Here is an 18,162-nt window from a genome sequence, read left to right as displayed (position 1 = left end):
AAGGCGGACAACCCCGCGGGCCCCCGAACCCGACTAAGACGTGTGAATGTGTCGATGGTTCGCGCCCTGCCCGCCGCCGGGATCCTGATCGCCGCACTGGGAGTGCCCGGCGTCAGCTCCGCCGCCCCAGTTCCGTCCAACTCCCATTTCGTCACCGTGACCCTGCTGACCGGTGACGTGGTCTCCGTCCGCAGCACCTCCTCGGGCTGCCCGGTCGTCTCCGTGCGGCCGGCCGCCAAGAGCGGCATCATGCACCGATCCTGTACGCCGGACGGACACGTGCACGTCGTCCCGGGCCGGGTCGCCCCGATGATCGGCAAGCAGCTCGACCCCGCCCTGTTCGACGTGACCACGCTGATCCAGAACGGCTACGACGACGCGCACACCCGGGACCTGCCGCTGATCGTGCGGCCGGGCGGATCGGCGGCCCGGCTCACGACCGACCCGCTCACCGCCGGCCTGACCGAGGCCCGTGCGCTGCCGAGCATCGCGGCGGTGGCCGGCCGTCGGGCCAAATCGGCCGGCCCGGCGCTGCTGGCCTCGTTGACCGCACCCTCACTGACGGCCCGTTCGGCGCCGAAGATCTGGCTCGACCGTCGAGTGCGGGCGACCACCGCGCCCGAACCGCTCGACGCCAACCTGCGGCAGGTCTCCGCGCCGCAGGCGTGGGCGGCCGGCTACACCGGCCGGGGCACCACCGTGGCCGTGCTGGACACCGGCATCGACGCCACCCACCCGGACCTTCTCGGCCAGATCGCCGAGAAGATGGACTTCACCACCGACGGCGGCGACGCGACCGACCACTTCGGGCACGGCACCCACGTCGCGGCGACGATCGCCGGCACCGGCGCGGCCTCGCACGGCGCGCGTCGCGGGGTCGCCCCGGGCGCGCGGCTCGCGATCGGCAAGGTGCTCGACGACGACGGATACGGGACGGACGCGCAGGTCATCGCGGGCATGGAGTGGGCCGCGAGCCGCGCTGCGGTGGTGAACATGAGCCTCGGCGGCGACGAGCCCAGCGACGGCACCGACCCGCTGTCGCTCGCGGTCGACGCGCTGAGCGAGCAGACCGGCGCGCTCTTCGTGGTCGCGGCCGGAAACAGCGGGCCGACGGACGGGACGATTTCCTCGCCGGCCGCGGCCGGCGACGCGCTGACCGTCGGCGCGGTCGACAGCCACGACGCGGTGGCCGAGTTCTCCAGCCGCGGGCCGGTCACCGGCACCCACGCGGACAAGCCGGAGATCGCCGCGCCGGGCGTGGACATCGTCGCGGCGCGCGCCGCCGGCACCACGATGGGCCGGCCGATCGACGCCCGCTACGTCGCGGCCTCCGGCACCTCGATGGCCACCCCGCACGTCGCCGGCGCCGCCGCGGTCCTCGCCCAGCGGCACCCCGACTGGAAGGCAGCCCAAATCAAGGCGGCGCTGATCGGGGCCGCCGATCCGGCCGGCGATGCCTACGCCGTCGGTTCCGGCCGTCTCGACGCCGCCCGGCCGCTCGCCGGCGTGGTGGCCGCCCCCGGTCTGAGCTGGACCAACACCGGCCCGGCCGCGGTCACCACGAAGATCGGCGTGACGACGACCGACCACAACGGCGCCGCCGGACCGGCCGGCGCGGTCACCCTGTCGGCCGGCTCGCTGCGACTGGCTCCCGGCGCCACCGGCAGCGTGACGCTCGACATCGACCGGGCGGCGTTCGCCTCGCGGCCCGGCCTCTGGACCGCGCTGGTCACGGCCCGGGACAGCAGCGAGGTGACGCGGACGCCGGTGACCTTCTTCATCGAGCCGCCCAGCTACGACCTCACCGTCCAGACGACCGCCATTCCCGGGGCGCCGGAGGGCTCGATCGGCTGGGCGTCGGTGCAGGTGGTCAACATCGACGACCCCGCGCTGTTCGCCACCGGCGTCTACGGCGACCCCGGCAGCACGCTGAAACTGCGCGTCCCGGCCGGCCGCTACAGCATCATGGCCGCCTTCGACTCGTTCACCGACGACTTCTCCGACGAGCGGGCGGCGATGGCCGGTGAGCCGGACTTCGCGGTCAGCACCGACACCACCCTGCGGTTCGACCTGGCCAAGGCGCACCGGCTCGCGGCGAGCGTCGACGGCGTCGCGACTCGGACGACCTCGCTCGGGCTGAACTACCTGCAGACCGGGCGGCGCGGCCCGAGCTGGTCGGATTTCGCCTTCCTCTGGGGCGAGCCGGCCAAGGCGGGAAATGTCTTCGTGCTCCCGAGCAGCCAGGCCACCGTGGGCGACTTCCGTGTCTACTCCGCTTTCGGCCTGGATGCGCCCGGCCGCCACTACGACCTGATCAAGCCGTTCGGGAACAGCCTGCCGGCCGACCCGGCCTATTTCGTGACCGCGGCCGAACAGACCCGGCTGGCCCGGATCGACCAGCATTTCCACCGGCTGGACATGGCCGACGCGGTGACCGGCCACAAACGTTACGGCCTGAGCCCCGAGGGTGAATTCCTCGCCGAGAACAGCACCGAATCGGTCAGTGGGGATCGCACCGACTACGTCACGCCCGGCTTCGCCTGGATCGACGAGGCCTTCTGGAACGACACCGTGACCCAGGAGGGAATCGCCCATTACGCGCCCGGCAGCCGGCAGGAGAAAACGTGGGTGCGCCAGCCGCTGCGGTCCGACTGGTTCGACGATCCGGCCGGCTCACCGAGCGGCTGCGAGCCGGCAGCGCCGAGCCGGACCAGCGGGAACATCCACCTCGAACTGGTCACGCTGACCGATGAGCACCAGCGGTTCGACTGCCTGTCCGGCGGTTTCGGGCTCGACATCGACCGCAAGCTCACGCTCACCCGCAATGGCCGGCTCGTCGGCACGGCCACCGATTCGATCGCCGATTTCCCGGTTCCGCGCGACGCCGCGAATTACCGGCTGACCTACGACGTCGACGCCAGTGCCGCCATTCCGGTCTCGACCCGGATCTCGACGGCGTGGACGTTCCGGTCGGCCGGCCCGGCGGGCACCGGAACCATTCCCCTGCCGCTGCTGTCGGTGGACTATCGGCTGCCGCTGGACGCGGCAAATCAACCCCTGCCGTCCGGCTCGGCGACATTTGTGGTCCGGCAGGCTCACGGCGTACGCAATCAGCAGGTCAATGATTTTGCCGTTTCCACCTCGCTCGACGGCGGAACGACATGGCAATCCGCACCGGTGTCCAAGGTGGCCGCCGGCGAGTTCCGAGCCGACCTGCCGAAGCCGGCCGCGGATAGCGCCGTCTCCTTGCGGGTGACCGCGGCGGGCAGCGCCGGCAGCGGAATCGATCAGACGATCATCGACGCCTACTGAGCCTTCGATCGGTGCCCCCGGCCTGGACCGGGGGCACCTGATCCCCGCGCCCGGCCGTCTGGCCTGCCACGCCCCGTCGGCGGGTCATCAGGCGTCAAGCTGACAGCAACAGTGGCGCTACCAATGCATATGCCACGGTCAGCAGGGCGCCGTCGAGCCGGGTGAGCCGGAGGCCACGGCGCAGCAGGATCCAGGCCAGGCCGGTGCTCAGGACCATCGTGAGAACCAGAACACCCCCGGCGTAAGCCGTCTTGTCGTCGGCGAAGCCGATCACCGCGCCACCGACCAGGCTGTTGAACAGGCTGCTGCCGAACAGGTTGCCGACCACCAGGTCCGACTCACCCCGGCGCTGAGCCTGGATCGAGGTGACCAGCTCCGGCAGCGAGGTGCCGAGCGCCACCAGGGTGAACCCGATGACCAGCTGCGACACGCCCAGGTTCGCCGCGACCGCGGAGGCCCCATCGACGAGCAGCTGTGCCCCGGCCAGCACACCGAGCAGACCCAGCGTCACGCGCACCGCCTCGATCCAGGTGCGCCCGGCCTCCGCGGTGGGTTCGGCGGTGGGCTCGCCGGCCTCGGCCTCGCCATCCCGGGCCCACCGCACCAGCAGCCAGAGGGTGGCCACGCCCGCCACCGCCAGGATCGCGGCGGTGATCGGGCCCAGCCCGGCTACGACGGCGACAAGCCCGAAGAACCCGACGCCGGCGAAGGCGAGCGGCACCTCCCGCCGGATCACCCGCGCGGCCACCGGGATCGGCGCGATGATCGCCGCGACGCCGAGCAGCAGCGTCAGGTTCAGGATGTTGGAGCCGACGATGTTGCCGACCGCGAGGCCGGTGTCGCCCCGGGCCGCGGCCAGGCCGGAGACCAGGAACTCCGGCGCCGACGTGCCGATGCCGATCACCACGACCCCGACGACGACGGGCGTGACCCGCAGCCGTCGCGTCAGCCGGGAGGCGCCGAGCACGAGATGGTCGGCCGCGAGGGCCAGCAGGACCAGCCCTGCGGCCGCGCCGATGATGTCGAAGATCATGGAGTGCTCCCCTGCGGACGGCGTCGTGCTCACCGCCGACCAGGCTTCCCGGCACACCTGAGCCCACCGTACCGATCGAATGCCAACGATCGCTGTGGGGCTTGAACGGACAATCATACTTTTTTCACAAAAATCGCTCCTAGGCTGACGCGGACCAGGCGACAACCGAACGGAGTCAACACATGGCGCAGGACCGATCACCGGCGTACGAGGGGCGACCGCTCCCCCGGCCCGACGAGGAGCTCGTCGACCAGGGTCTCGGCTTCGACCTCGGCACCCTGATGAGCCGGCGAACCATGTTCCGCGGACTCGGCCTCGGCGCCACCGTTCTCGGCCTCGCCGCGTGCGGCGACTCCTCGTCCAGCACCGGGACGGCGTCGGCGTCCGCCGCGGCCTCGACCGCCTCGACCACCTCGACCGGGGAAATCCCGGACGAGACCGCCGGTCCCTACCCGGGCGACGGCTCCAACGGGGCGGACGTGCTCGAGGAGAGCGGCGTGGTCCGCAGCGACATCCGCTCCAGCTTCGGCAGCTCGACCACGACCGCCGAGGGCGTGCCGATGACCCTCGAGCTGACCATTCTCGACATGGCCAACGACAACACCGCATTCAAGAACGTCGCGGTGTACGTCTGGCACTGCAACCGGGACGGCGAGTACTCGATGTACTCCGACGGGATCACCAAGGAGAACTACCTGCGTGGCGTCCAGGTCGCCGACGACTCCGGCAAGGTGAAGTTCACCAGCATCTTCCCGGCCTGTTACAGCGGGCGCTGGCCGCACATCCACTTCGAGGTCTACCCGAGCCAGTCGGACATCACCGACTCCACCAAGGCGATCGCCACCTCGCAGGTGGCGATGCCGAAGGACATCTGCGACAAGGTGTACGCCACCACCGGCTACTCGGCGTCGGTCAACAACCTGAGCCAGGTGACGCTGGCCAACGACAACGTCTTCGGCGACGACTCGGGCGCCCTGCAACTGCCCACCGTCATCGGCGACGTCACCAGCGGGTACACCGTCTCGCTGACCGCGAAGGTGGACACCACGACCACCCCGACCGCCGGCGCCGCCCCGGCCGGCGGTGGCGGAATGCCGGGCGGCACGCCGCCCAGCGGCGCCCCCGGGCCGAGCTGAGAACCGGGCAGCCTCAGCTCAGGTCGAGGGACATGCGCAGACCGGCGCCCAGCTCGGTGTCGATCCGATCGACCTGGACGAAGCCGACGGCCAGGTAGAAGGCCAGCGCGTGCGGGTTGCCGACGACCCACAGCCGCCGATGACCGGCATCACGGGCGTCGCCCGCGACCTGCCGGACCAGCTGCCGGGCGATGCCGCGGCGGCGCCGGCCCGGATCGACGAAGAGGTCCTCGAGTTCGGGACCGTCATCCGGGCCGGCCGCGACGGTGGCGAACCCGGCGACCCGGCCGTCGCCGGCCGGGTCGCTGACCGCGACCAGAGTGCGGCCGGCGGCGATGCCGTCGCCGGCGAAGACCAGGAACTCCGGCCGGGCCAGCAACAGCGGGGCGTCGCCGGCGTTGGACAACGACGCCGCCCGGTAGATCTGCTGCAAGGCCGGCAGATCGGCGGCGACCGCGGTGCGAATCAGCGTCGCGGCATCGGCACGATCGTTCATCCACCGACTCCAGCAGCACCGGCCGCGACCGTCAACGACATATCCCGTCAGTTCGCCGGGGTCTCGCCGATCGCGATCAGGGTCGCGCGGCCGAGGATGTGGCCGGCCATGGTGAAGCCGAGGTTCGCCGGCGTTGCGTCGGCGGGCACGCCGATGTCGTCGGTGTCGAGGGCGTGCACGGTGACGAAGTAGCGGTGCGAGCCGTGGCCGGCCGGCGGGGCGGCGCCGATGAAGCGGGCCAGCCGCGCGTCGTTCGGCAGCTGGAACGCGCCCGCGGGCAGGCCGGAGCCGGCGCCGTCCGGCAACCGCCTCACCAACCGCGGGTTCGCCGTGCCGACCCCGTCCGACCAGCGCTGGCAGGAGATCGCCGAGGCACGGGCCACACTGGAGCCGGCCATGCTGCGGCTGGCGATCGCCCGCGGCGACCTGGACTGGGAGGCGCGCGTGCGGGCGGCGCACCACCGGCTGAGCCGGACGCCCGCCTATCAGCCGGCCGGCAGCGGCCAGGTCAGCCCCGAGTGGCCCCGGGCGCACCACGATTTCCACCGGTCCCTGCTGGAAGGCAGCGCGAACACGGTGCTACACCGCGAGACCACCGTAGAACGCCGACCAACCGGCCGCCGCCCACGCGGGCCACGCCCACCTTTGCTGGACCTCCACCCCGTCCCCCTCCACCTCGCCGCGATCCGGACCGGGTTCGGTCCCTATCGACGACCGTCAGTGTTGGTGCGAGCGGCTGTGCCACGTCTGAGGCGAGCTGAGAAGAAGCACAGGGGCGCCGGGTCAGCCGCCGTTTCCGGCCCGGACGGCCAGGGCGGCGGTGATTCCGATCTAGAGCAGAGCGTCGACCAGGACGGTGGCGTGGCGGTGTGCGGCCGCCAGGATCTCGTCGTCGGTGTAGTCGCCGTGGGCGGATGCGTCGACGGCGGCGTTGATGCTGAGCAGCGCCATGCGCAGCTGAAGCACGTCGGCGGGAGTGCGGCGGGGCAGCAGCTCGGCGAGGGTGTCGACGAGCGCGGCGAGGGCCGACCCGATTCGTTCGCCGCCCGAGTCGGGCGCGCGCACGAGGAGCGGATTGGCCGACATGAACCGGATGCCGTGCAGCTTCTCCACCGAGAACGACTCCACCCAGCGCATGACCGCCGCCCGGACCAGCTCGGCGTTACGCGGCTGCGTGGCGACCCAGGCGAGCAGGTCTTCCGCCTCGGTGCCGCGCTGCCCGACCAGCGACCGGAGGATCTCCTCCTTGCCGGCGAAGTGGTAGTAGAGCGACGCCTTCTTGATCTCCAGGGCATCCGCGATCTCCCGCATCGAGGTCGCCTCATATCCCTGCGTGGTGAAGAGCCGAAGCGCCACCTGCTGAATGGCCGCCCGGGTCTCCGCCCCTGATCGCCGCATCACACTCATGCTTCGACCCTAGCCTACCTACCGGTAGGTAGGCTAGCTTGTGCCGCATGAGCGAATACACGGTGGTCCGCGAGTATCCATATCCGATCGACGAGGTGTGGCACGTCCTGACCGATCCCGCCTACGTCGCGCAGTGGACGACCAGCGGCCAGGGCGGGCGACCCGAGGGTTTCGCCGCCGAGGTCGGCACGACGTTCCGGATCGTGGGCAAGCCGACGATCGGCTGGGCCGGGGTGGTCTATAGCGAGGTCACGCAGGTCGAGGCGCCCCGGTCCCTGCGCTACACGTGGCGGGGCGAGGAAGACAGCGACGACGTCAGCGACGTGACCTACACGCTGGAGCCGATCGCCGGCGGCACCCGCTTCACCTGGCAGCACACCGGCTTCACCGGCGTCGGCGGGTTCGCGATGTCCAAGCTGCTCGGCAAGGTCCGCCGCAAGATGCTCACCGACGGCGTGCCCCCGGTACTCGCTGCCTACCACGCGGCACACGCGTCCTGAGGCGGCGCCCCCGGCGAGGGGCCGGGGGCGCCGCTGTCACGGTCAGCTTCCGGTGATGACGAACTGGGAGCCGGGCTGGGTGACGATGTTGCCGTCGGCGGAGTTGGTGATGGTGACGCCGGAGAGGGTCGCGTTTCCTCGGGCGCCGCTCATCGCCAGGATGCCGGCGCCGTTGTTGGACTTGTCGATCTTGACGTTGGTGACCGCCACGTTCGGCATGTTGCCGCCGCCGGTCTTGAACTGGATGCCGTCGTAGGTCGAGTCGGAGATGTCGGTGTCGCGGATCGTGACGCCGACGATGTCCTTCGACGACGGGAAGAGCGTGATCGCCCCGAACTCCTGGTCCTCGTTCCAAAAGACGCCGCCGGCGCGGTAGAGGCCGTTGTTGGCGATCAGCGTCGTACCGGTGAAGGGCAGTGGGTCGTGGTCGGTGGCCAGCATGATGCCGGGGTAGTTCATCGTGTCGTAGACCAGGTTGTTCTCGATCGAGTTGCTGAACCCGCCGTAGATCGCGATGGCGTTCGCCCGCCACGGCAACTGCACCGTGTTGTTGACGAAGTGGTTGTTCGACGCGATGTCGACCGAGGTGTCCTTGACCCGCGGGTTGGCCCAGACGGCGAGGGAGTCGTCGCCGGTGGTGCGGAACGACGAGTTGAAGACGCGCGAGTTACGCGTGCCGTTGCTGAAGTTGATGCCGTCCGCGTAGGTGTCGCGGATGCGCATGCCGGAGAACTCGAGGCCGTCGCCCGGGTTCCAGTAGGCCGGGGTGTCCGAGTAGTCGCGGCCGACCCACGCGCCGACGTTGACGTGCTCGATCCACACGTTGCTGATCTTCGTGTTCTTGCCGAGCCGGCCGTTGATGCCGTGACCGCGGTTGGCCCGGTTGGTGGTCATGCCGAAGATCGCCAAATCGGAGACCTGGGTGTTGTCGTCGATGTCGAAGCCGACGTTGCCCTCGTGCGGGTGGTTGATGTTGCCGACCACGTTCTGCGGCTCGGTGTTCGTGTAAAGCTGCGAGCGCCACATGCCGGCCCCGCGGATGACGACGTTGCGGATGCCCTTCTGGTTGTACTGACCGCGGTTCGGGTCCGGCGACAGGATCTTCTGCTCCTGGCGCCACTGGCCCTCGGGGATCCAGACGCAGGGAATCACGCCGTTCTCGTCGTCGGTGACGGCCCGCTGGATGGCGGCGGTGTCGTCGATCCCGTCGTTCGGCACCGCGCCGTAGGTGGTGATCGAGACGCAGCCGGCCGGCTGGGCCAACGCGGGCGCGACCTGCTCCAGGTCGATCAGGTCGATGTAGTAGAACGCTGCCGAGTCACCTGCGTCGCGCTGCAATTTGAAGCGGGTACCGGCCGGGTACGACGTGGTCAGCAGCGCGTGCGACTCGTCGAACAGCCTCCGCGCGTCGGCCGACGGCGTGTTCGACAGCGATTCAGTGTCGTCCGAAGTGCCGTACAGCCAGCTGTTGCGCGACGACAGGGTCAGCTTCTGCACGAACTGGTCGTTGGCGTAGAGGCTGATCGTGGCGTCCTGGCCGCCGCCGCCCGGTGCGTCCGGGACGGAGTTGCGGACCACGATCGAGTTGGCCGCGTTGACCGAGGTGACCTCGACGAACTGACCGGTGCTGGTCAGGCGCACCGACTTGCGGCCGGACGACTCGGTGCCGAAGTTGGTGTGCCCGAACGTCCGCAACGCGTCCGCCTCGATCAGGGTGCCGGAGTAGCGGGCGGCCTCCGCCTCGTAAGAGACATAAGGCACGGCTGCGCCGCGACCAACCACGATCGATTGTGTACGTGAGTTGTTGTTCTCGTTCGTCTCGGCCACCAGGGCAGTCGCGTCGGCGGTAGCGGTGATCGTGGCGCCGCCGCTGGTGGCGGTCCACGTGCCGAGGCTGACCGTGACGGTCGCACCGGCCGCGATCGCGGCGGTGTTCGCGTTCAGGGTGGTGCTGCCCGCGACCACCCGGGTCACGGTGGCCGCCGCCGCACTGGTGCCGCGGTTGTTGACCGCGACCGCGAAGGTGACCGCGGCGCCGGCCGCCGGGTTGGCGGGCGTGGAGGTCACGCTGAGCACCTGCAGGTCCGGGCCCGGCGCCTGCGCCACGACCAGCGCGGACGACGCGGTCAGGGTGTTGTTGGCGTTGTTGGTCTCGGCGACCGTGTCGGCCGGGTCCACCACGGCCGAGACCTGGTAGCTGCCCTGCGCGAGCCGACCGGCGTTCACCGTCACGGTGCTGGAGGCGCCGGCCGCGAGCGCGCCGACGGTGGCACTTCCGGCGACGGTGCTTCCCACCCGTACATCAAGCGTTGTTGCGGACGACGCGGCCGTGCCGGCATTGCGCACCGTGGCCGAGACGGTGATCGCGGTGGCTTCGTCCGGTGTGGTCGGTGACCAGGTCAGGCCGGTGACCGCCAGGTCGGGGTTGGGCGCCCAGGCGCCGAGAACCTGGAGCTCGGCGACCTGACCGCCCGGCGCGCCGGTGTTGCTGAAGACCTGCAGCTGCAGGTCGGCGACCCGGCCGGTGACGGCGATCGTGACCGTGTTCTGGTTGGCCGACGGGTTGAAGGCGTAGTCGGCGCGCGCCGTCAGCGAGGTGAAGGCCGACGCGCCCTGGGCGCGGCCGAGCACCTGGATGTTCTGGGTGCGGGCGCCCCACGCCTGGTCCGGGTTGAGCTTGACCACGACGCCGGTGACGTCGGCGTTCGCGCCCAGATGGGCGGTCAGCGTGGCCGGGAAGCCGCTCGACTCCCAGTAGGTGCCGGTGTTGCCGTCGTTGGCGTTGGGCGCGACGAAGCCGAAGACCGAGGACGAGGCCTCCATCGTCTTGCCGGCCGCGAGGTTGGCGCCGGTGGGCGGATCCGGATCGGGATCCGGATCGGGGTCCTGGCCGGCCACGCCATAGACCTCGACTTCGGACAGTTGCCCCGCCGGCCAGCCGGTGTTGCCGGTGACCGTGACCCGGACGTACCGGATGGCGACCGCGGTGAAGTCGATCGTGACGGTGTTGCCGGTGGCCGGGTCGAACAGGCGGCCCTGCGAGCCGGACAGGGTGATCCAGGTCGAGCCGTTGACGCTGCCCTGCAGGGTGAGGGTCTGCGTGCGGGCGGCCCAGGCGGTGGCCGGTGGCAGCTTCAGTTTCGCCTGGTCGACGGCGACGCCGCTGCCGAGGTCGACCTGCACCCACTGCGGGAAGGCGTTGCTGGGGCTCTCCCAGTACGTGTTGGCGTTGCCGTCGGTGACGTTGCCGGCGCCGTAGACATCGGTGGTGCCGGAGGCGGAGGCCGGTTTGCCCTGGGCGAGATTGGTGCCGCCGGCGGCGTGAGCGGCGCCGGGAGCGAGGCCGGCGGCGACCAGCACCGCCGCGAGGAGGGTGGGGAGCAGTCTTCGATTTCTCATGAAGCCCTCTGTTCTGCGCTGGCCGCCGCGGTCGGGGATCCACGGTGGCCGGAGGGGATGGGGATTGCTGCCACGAAGTTTCGGCGTTCTGCCGAGTTCTTGCACAGACAGGTGTCAAAGGTTTCAGATATATGTCCAAGAAGTCAACGGGGTAGCGCACCCTCTTGCCCGCCTGATAGTTAGACGATCACCAATCAACGGGGGGTTCGTTTTGCGGAAGATCCATTTAGGCGCGGCCTTCGTCGCGACGGCAGTCGTCGTGACCATGGCGCCGGCGCCCGCGTTCGCGGACGTGTCCGGCGAGCTCGACGGCGGCAAAATCGCGCCTGCGGCGAACGCCCAGAAGTCGGCCGAGACGGCGGCCAGCGGCGGTTACGCCATCGAGATGTGGGACACCAGCAGCGTCGAACTGAAGGTCACGAACCTGACCGCCACCGTGGCGTACAAGATCCGGGCCCGGCAGGAGATCTGCGGCGCGGCGGCGGCGCAGATGACGGTCAAGATCGACGGGGCGGCTGCCGGGACGTACACCGTCGCCAACACCACCTACCAGGACTTCTCGGTCGCCGGCAACTGGGCCGCCGGGGAGCATCTCGTGCACGTCGACTTCGTCAACCCGTACTTCCAGGCCGACTGCATCGCCCGGGAGCTCTGGCTGGACAAGGTCACCGCGGTCTCACCCGGCCGGACGTACTACGTGGACCGGACCGCGGCCGCCGGCGGCACCGGCCTGTCCTCGACGAGCGCCTGGAACTCGCTGGACACCGTCAAGGACGCGGCGCTCACTCCCGGCGACACGGTGCTGTTCAAGGCCGGGCAGACCTGGACCAACGCCAACCTGATCATCAGCCGGCCCGGCACCGCCGCCGCCACCATCACATTCGGCTCGTACGGCACCGGCGCCGCACCGATCTTCGACGGGGGCGGCAATCACCACCCGATCGACATCAGCGCCGACGCCCGGTTCGTCACGGTGCAGGACGTGCAGGTCCGCAACGCCGGCGACAGCGACCAGGTCGGCCTGGCGGTCAGCGGCAAGGACGTCCTGGTGCAGCGGGTGACCGCGACCGGCAACGCGATCGGCGTGCAGGCGTACGACGATGCCGACCGGCTGCGGGTCACCGCCAGCGTGCTGAGCAACAACCGGACCGTCATCAACCCGGACGGCCTGGGCGCGGACGAGGAATCCAGCGACGACTACGGCGCGAACGGCGCGGTGGTCCTGGCCGCGGCCGGCGTCCGGATCGACCACAACACGATCAACGGCAACTACGGCCCGTCGGCCGACTTCGACTACGACGGTTCCGCGGTCGAGGTGTACGGCGCGGTCGACCTGACGGTGGATCACAACACGGCCACCGACAACCAGACGTTCTCCGAGCTCGGTGATTCCCGCACCAGCAACGCCTGGTTCTTCGACAACGTGATCACCACGTCGGCGTCGTTCTCGGCCGGGCAGGTGATCGGGATCAACCTGCAGGGCGGCGGGGAGTTCGGCGTCGTGCACGGCACCAAGGTCACCAACAACACGTTCGTGCTGCGTAACCCGGAGGCCGGCGCGCTGGTCGTCGGGGCCGGGGCCGACGCGCGGTTCCAGAACAACATCGTGCAGGCCGATTCGGCCGGCTACACCAACGGGCAGCGGATCGACGAGGGGCACAACGTCTACTACAACTGGACGTACATCGACGGGATGCTGTCGTCGGACAACACCAGTGCCGACGGTGGCATCGCGCCGTCCTCGACCACGGCGAACCCGCTGTTCGTCTCGGGGACCGACTTCCACCTGCAGACCGGGTCGCCGGCGAAGAACCGCGGCGCCGACGCCTACACCGTGACCACCGACCGCGACGACCTACCGCGCGTCTTTGGCGCAAGCGTCGACGCCGGCGCGTACGAGCGCCAGACCGCCTGACCTCGTGCCGCCCGGGCCCGGCCGACTGCCGGCCGCCCGGGCGGTTACGGGGTAACGGCGATCGTCTCGAAGGCGGACCAGCCGCCCTCCTTGACGATCGGGCCGTCCTCGCTGCGGACGGCGGTGTGCGCGCCGGTCAGCTCGAACAGGCCGGAATCGCCGGCCGGGGTCAGCCGCCACGACTGGTTGGCCTCGCCCGGCCGGCACGGTTCCATCCGCAGGACGGTTTCCCGCACGTCGGTGAGGCACGACGCCGGCCCGTCCGCCGCGACCTTGGGCGACGCGACGATCATGACGTGGTTCTTGTTCGACTCGGAGCGCTTGCGCACCTTGGCCGGTTTGATGGTCATCCGGGTCGACTCGGTGACGGCGGTGCCGGTGAAGTCCGCGGAACCGTCCGGGTGTGACTGGAGCTGGTGCTTGCCGCCCGAGTCGAGCGTCAGCGCGATGACGACCGGGACGCCGAGGTCGATCGTGTAGTTCTTCAGGCCGGACAGGTCCGCGTCGACGAGCTTCGGGCCGCCGGCCGACACGGACGGCGACGCCGACGGCGACGTGGCCGGGGACACGGAGGCGGATCCGAGCGGCGACAACGGCGTCTCCGTCCCGGTGGTGGTGTCGGCGCAAGCCGTCAGGACGGCCAGGCCGGCAGCCGCCATCGTCAGGCGGGACGTTCGGTGCATCTCGGTCTCCTCAGAGCTCGCCGCGGTCGACGAGGGTGTACTTGTCGGCGAACTGGGGCTCCCCCACCTCGTTGACCTCCGACCGCTTGTGGTCGGCGTCCCACAACACCCATCCGTACTCGTTGTGGATGCTGTAGGTGGGCCGGCCCCTGGCGTCCTTCTTGCCGGTGGCGACCAGCGAGAACAGGGTGCCCTTGGTCGGGTTGCAGGTCGCGCCGACCACCGGCGCTTCCTCCTCGTCCGGGTCGATCTTGACGCCCAGGCAGATCTCCGGGCCGGCGTACCCCTCGTTGCTCAGCGACCGGATCACGTAGTCGACGCCCACCGGCTTCAGCACGAACTGCGACCGTGAGCCGGTGCCGTCCGAGACGTCCAGCTCGTCGTTGCGGTCGTCCAGCATGAAGAACCCGTCGGTGTTGCCGAGCTGGATCGAGAACCGGCGTTCGCCGGCCAGGATCGCGGCGCGCGCGTCGACCGGCGTCGCCTGGGCGGCCGGGCTGCTCGGCGAGGACTCGGACGGGCCGCCGCCGAGCACGTGCGACTGGTGCAGGCCGACCAGACCGGCCGTCAGCAGCGCCACGACGGAAGCAGCGGCCACCGTCACGCGGCGCAGCCGGCTGCCGCGGGCCTTCCGATGCGATGGCGGGACGTCGAGGTCGACGACGTCGGGCGGCGGTGGCGATGGCGATGGTGGTGGCGCCACCACCCGGGGCGCCGGGCGGGTCTGGCTGTCCAGCAGCAGGTCGAGCAGTTCGCGGGCGGTCGGGCGGTCCTCCGGGTATTTGGCGAGCGCCCGCTCCACGATGCCGCGCAGTGGCTCCGGCACGCCCGAGGTGTCCGGCGGCTGGGTGAGGATGCGCATGGCCGTCACGGTGGGTGACTCGCCGGCGAACGGGGTGTGGGTGGTCGCCGCGTAGGTGATCACCGCGCCCCAGGCGAAGACGTCGGCGGCCGCGGTCACTTCCTCGCCGAACGCCGGATCGAGCCGCTCCGGCGCCATGTAGGCGACCGTGCCGACCATCTGATCGGTGCGGGTGTGCCGGCTGGTCGCCTCGAACGCCCGCGCGATGCCGAAGTCGATCACCTTGATGCCGCCCAGGGCGAACAGCACGTTGCCGGGCTTGAGGTCCCGGTGGATCACCCCGGCGCTGTGGATCGCGGTCAGCGCGGTGGCGATGCCGACGGCCACACCCTGCAGGGATGCCCCGGTGAGCGGCCCCTGCTTCTCCACCAGAGCGGTCAGGGAGGGCCCGTCGACGTACTCGACCACCAGGTACGGCGGGGTGTGCTCGGGGTCGGCGTCCAGCACCGCGGCGGTCGAGAACGGCGGCACCTGCTCGGCCCGGGTCACCTCGCTGCGGAACCGGTCGCGGAACTCCGGGTCGTCGGCGAACTCGGGCCGGACCATCTTGATGGCGACCATCGCGCGGTCCGCGGCGCGGGCGAGGAACACGGTGCCCATGCCACCCTGGCCCAGCCGGCCGATCAGGTCGTAGGCGCCGAGCCGGACGGGGTCGCCGGGACGCAGCGGCATGCTCATGATGTGGTCAGAGCCTGTTCTGTTGATCGTCGCCGGGAACAGTACCCACGCATCACAGGAGGGTCAAACACGTCGATGCCGTCGGCGTGCTGACGCGCTGTGATTGACTAGCCCGCATGGTCTTGCGTCCGCCCGGGCCGGCGACCCGTCCGCGCAACCGCAAGCAGCTCATCGTCGAAGCGGCCGGCCAGGTGTTCAGCGAGCGCGGTTACCACGCGGCGTCGATGGAGGAGATCGCGGCCGGGGTGGGCATCAGCGCCGCCGCGCTCTACCGGCACTTCCCGAACAAGTACGCGCTGTTCGCCGAGTGCGCCGACGTGATGGCCGACCGGCTGGTCGCCGCGATGGACGAGGCCACCCTGCCGGACGTGCTGGCCGCGTTGATCCGGGTCACGGTCGCCCACCGCGCATCCGGTGGCCTCTATCGGTGGGAGGCCCGCTATCTCGAGCGCGCCGACCGCCAGGCGCTGCGGGCGAAGTTCCGGCAGGTCGTCGAGCGGGTGGCCGAGTTGGTGCGGCGCGAATATCCGTTTCCCGGCGAGCACCTGCGGGCGGTGGCGGCGCTCGGCGCGATCGGCTCCATCACCATGCACCACACCTCGATCGCCCAGCGGCGGATCGAGGAGCTGCTGCTGGCCTCGGCCCGGGGCGTGGTCGGCGCCGATCCGGCCACGGCGGCCGGCAGCGCGGGCCTGGTCGAGCTGCCCGCGCAGCCGGTGCCGCGTACCCGGCGCGCCGAGATCCTGGCCGCGGCCATCCCGCTGTTCGCCCGGGACGGGTTCGCCAACGTCACGAACGGGCAGATCGCGCAGTCGGTCGGGCTGGCCCCGTCGGCGATCTACCGCCACTACCCGGGCAAGGTCGACATCCTGGTGGCCGCGTGCCTGCAGGCGGCCGGGCTGCTGGCCCAGGCGGTGGAGCGGAGCCTCCAGCAGGCGGCCGATCCCCTGCTGGCGCTGACCGCGGCGTACGTGGCCTACAGCTTCGAGCACAACGCGCTCAACAGTGTCGCCGAGGCCGAGGTCCGTGGCCTGCCGGTCGATCTGCGGCAGCCCCTGCTGCTCGCCCAGCGCGAGCACATCACCGCCTGGGAGCAGCAGTTGCGGACGGCCCGCCCGGAGCTGGACTCACGCCAGGCCCGGCTGCTGGTGCACGCCGGGTTCGGGGTGGTGGTCGAGGCCGGGCGGGCGCTGCGCTGGCAGGACACCCCCGACCACCGGGACGTGGTCACCGCCCTGGTGGTCGGGGCCCTGCGGTGATCACTCGCCGGGGCGGTTGCCGGTCGGAATGGTGATCGGGGTGTAGCTCGGCGAGGTGCCGTTGTTGAGGAACAGCATGGCCAGGCCGCGGATGAACTGGTCGAAGATGGAGAACGTGGTCGGGATGATCGGCGACAGTCCTTCGCGGAACGCGACATAGGCCGGCCAGCCGACCTCGATCAGGGTGCGGGAGGCGAGGTCTCGCGGCAGCCGCAGCCAGTCGCCGACCTGGTCGCCGAGCAGGTAGCGGGCGAACTCGCGCTGGAAGCCCCTGGTCACGCCCAGGTCGACCGACGAGGTCAGGCCGAGCAGCACATCGGCCAGGTCGATGCCTTCGGGCGTGGCCGCCATGATCGGCGTCAGGACGTACGCGGACTGCTGTTTCGCCGCCGCCCAGCTGGCCGGGATGAAGTCGTCGCGCACCCCGAGCAGGTGCAGCGCGACCTGCCACATGTGCAGGAAGGCATCCTCCTCGACGGCCGAGATCCGGATGCCCCAGGACTTCAGCTTGCCGTACACGAAGGTGCCGAGGCTGTGGAAGGTGACCAGGATGTCGCCGTTGCTGATCGGGATGAAGTCCTGGTCGTTGGTGACCGCCCGCCAGGCCGGCGACTGCGGCAGCAGGTGCCGCACCGCGGCGTGGGTCAGGCGCGTCTTGTTCGAGGTGACCACGAAGTGGCCGGTGGGCAGGAACGCGTCGGCGGCGCTCAGGTCGTAGCCGTAGGTGAAGGTCTTGGCCGCGCGGGACTGCATGTCGGCGCCGCCCGCGGAGTGGTAGACGTTGCGGGCCTCCCGCGGGATCACGGTGCTCATGATTCCGCTGCCCAGGCCGTAGAGCAGGAAGAGGTACAGGCTCATCCGCTTGTTGAACGCCGCGGCTCGGCTCAGCTTGGTGCGATCGGCCCACGACGGCAGGGTGTTGACCTGCTGGAGGTAGGCGACGAGGTTGGCGGGCAGCCCGGCGGGCAGCGCGTCGCCGTTGTTCACCCACGAGTCGAACGCGGTGTTGACGGCCGGGATCTGCCCACTGTCCAGAAGGGACGCGACGAGCGGATCGGTGGCGTCGTCCCAGACCGACCACGGGTCGGTGACGGTGCCGGTCGCAGCGATCGAGCCGGCGGACGACCAGGCCCATGCCTTGGCCGGGTCGGCCACGCTCGCCAGACCCAGCGCGGCCCCGAGCGTCAGGACGCGCCTTCTGCTGAGATTTTGCATTCGCTTACCTCATTCCTGGTCGGCCGGAAGCCGCCATGCACACCCGACGTGTGCAGGCGATACGCGCAGGTTTCGATGTGGTTAAGGAATGTGATTTCTCATTAACATAGCGACGTCCGTCACCATCGGCAAGAGTGTCCGTCCACCAGGCGCAGCCAAGGGCAGGCGTAAGCTGGCGGCTGTCGCTCCGGACTCCGGCGGCCCCGGCCCCCGTGAGAAGCAGACAATCCCCGCTCGATCCGTTCTTCCGCACGGCCGGCCCACCCA

General features: G+C 70.5%; 13 protein-coding genes and 1 pseudogene. 6 read left to right on the top strand and 8 right to left on the bottom strand.

Features of this window, described 5'->3' with window-relative positions; all coding sequences use genetic code 11:
* The first annotated feature begins 54 nt into the window (after positions 1-54).
* On the top strand, positions 55-3,312 hold the full coding sequence (locus AB0E90_RS35005; protein ID WP_360415875.1) for a S8 family serine peptidase: 3,258 nt from the start codon (positions 55-57) through the stop codon (positions 3,310-3,312).
* Between the two features lie 94 nt (positions 3,313-3,406).
* On the opposite strand, the gene AB0E90_RS35000 is transcribed toward AB0E90_RS35005, so the two are convergent.
* A complete protein-coding gene (locus AB0E90_RS35000; protein ID WP_360415542.1) occupies positions 3,407-4,345 on the bottom strand; it encodes a calcium/sodium antiporter in 939 nt (312 codons plus the stop codon).
* A 182-nt stretch (positions 4,346-4,527) separates the two neighbouring features.
* Here AB0E90_RS35000 and AB0E90_RS34995 point away from each other — a divergent pair, with 182 nt between their 5' ends.
* Complete coding sequence (locus AB0E90_RS34995; RefSeq protein ID WP_360415540.1) at positions 4,528-5,481, top strand: intradiol ring-cleavage dioxygenase; 954 nt, start codon at positions 4,528-4,530, stop codon at positions 5,479-5,481.
* Between the two features lie 13 nt (positions 5,482-5,494).
* Here AB0E90_RS34995 and AB0E90_RS34990 read toward each other — a convergent pair whose 3' ends face one another.
* Positions 5,495-5,977, bottom strand: a complete 483-nt coding sequence (locus AB0E90_RS34990; protein ID WP_360415538.1) for a GNAT family N-acetyltransferase — start codon at positions 5,975-5,977, stop codon at positions 5,495-5,497.
* A gap of 47 nt (positions 5,978-6,024) precedes the next feature.
* A complete protein-coding gene (locus AB0E90_RS34985; protein WP_360415536.1) occupies positions 6,025-6,375 on the bottom strand; it encodes a hypothetical protein in 351 nt (116 codons plus the stop codon).
* Here AB0E90_RS34985 and AB0E90_RS34980 point away from each other — a divergent pair.
* Positions 6,374-6,505, top strand: a pseudogene (locus AB0E90_RS34980) (hypothetical protein); the annotation flags it as partial. The gene AB0E90_RS34985 and the pseudogene AB0E90_RS34980 overlap by 2 nt on opposite strands.
* A gap of 303 nt (positions 6,506-6,808) precedes the next feature.
* Here the strand turns inward: AB0E90_RS34980 and AB0E90_RS34975 are convergent.
* The gene (locus tag AB0E90_RS34975) at positions 6,809-7,384 is read right to left on the bottom strand and encodes a helix-turn-helix domain-containing protein (protein ID WP_360415534.1); all 576 of its coding nucleotides are present in this window, start codon (positions 7,382-7,384) and stop codon (positions 6,809-6,811) included.
* Positions 7,385-7,431: 47 nt separating this feature from the next.
* On the opposite strand from AB0E90_RS34975, the gene AB0E90_RS34970 reads away from it, so the two are divergent.
* Positions 7,432-7,884 carry an SRPBCC domain-containing protein gene (locus AB0E90_RS34970; protein ID WP_360415532.1) on the top strand — a complete coding sequence of 151 codons (453 nt, stop codon included), beginning with the start codon at positions 7,432-7,434 and terminating at the stop codon, positions 7,882-7,884.
* A gap of 42 nt (positions 7,885-7,926) precedes the next feature.
* Here the strand turns inward: AB0E90_RS34970 and AB0E90_RS34965 are convergent, their stop codons facing one another.
* Positions 7,927-11,283: a CARDB domain-containing protein gene (locus AB0E90_RS34965; protein ID WP_360415530.1), complete on the bottom strand. Its 3,357-nt coding sequence runs from the start codon at positions 11,281-11,283 to the stop codon at positions 7,927-7,929.
* Positions 11,284-11,548: 265 nt separating this feature from the next.
* Here AB0E90_RS34965 and AB0E90_RS34960 point away from each other — a divergent pair, with 265 nt between their 5' ends.
* Positions 11,549-13,198: a carbohydrate-binding domain-containing protein gene (locus tag AB0E90_RS34960; protein ID WP_360415873.1), complete on the top strand. Its 1,650-nt coding sequence runs from the start codon at positions 11,549-11,551 to the stop codon at positions 13,196-13,198.
* Between the two features lie 44 nt (positions 13,199-13,242).
* Here the strand turns inward: AB0E90_RS34960 and AB0E90_RS34955 are convergent, their stop codons facing one another.
* Both AB0E90_RS34955 and AB0E90_RS34950 read right to left on the bottom strand, forming a co-directional pair.
* Positions 13,243-13,881, bottom strand: a complete 639-nt coding sequence (locus AB0E90_RS34955; RefSeq protein WP_360415528.1) for a hypothetical protein — start codon at positions 13,879-13,881, stop codon at positions 13,243-13,245.
* Positions 13,882-13,891: 10 nt separating this feature from the next.
* On the bottom strand, positions 13,892-15,415 hold the full coding sequence (locus tag AB0E90_RS34950) for a serine/threonine-protein kinase (protein ID WP_360415526.1): 1,524 nt from the start codon (positions 15,413-15,415) through the stop codon (positions 13,892-13,894).
* A 122-nt stretch (positions 15,416-15,537) separates the two neighbouring features.
* Between AB0E90_RS34950 and AB0E90_RS34945 the strand changes: the two genes are divergently transcribed.
* Positions 15,538-16,680 carry a TetR/AcrR family transcriptional regulator gene (locus tag AB0E90_RS34945; RefSeq protein WP_360415525.1) on the top strand — a complete coding sequence of 381 codons (1,143 nt, stop codon included), beginning with the start codon at positions 15,538-15,540 and terminating at the stop codon, positions 16,678-16,680.
* Here AB0E90_RS34945 and AB0E90_RS34940 read toward each other — a convergent pair whose 3' ends face one another.
* On the bottom strand, positions 16,681-17,895 hold the full coding sequence (locus tag AB0E90_RS34940) for an oxygenase MpaB family protein (protein ID WP_360415523.1): 1,215 nt from the start codon (positions 17,893-17,895) through the stop codon (positions 16,681-16,683).
* Positions 17,896-18,162 lie beyond the last annotated feature (267 nt).

The organism is Actinoplanes sp. NPDC026619, assembly GCF_040638295.1.
In the GTDB taxonomy this organism is placed as follows: domain Bacteria; phylum Actinomycetota; class Actinomycetes; order Mycobacteriales; family Micromonosporaceae; genus Actinoplanes.
This window is presented reverse-complemented; position numbering and strand designations above follow the sequence as displayed.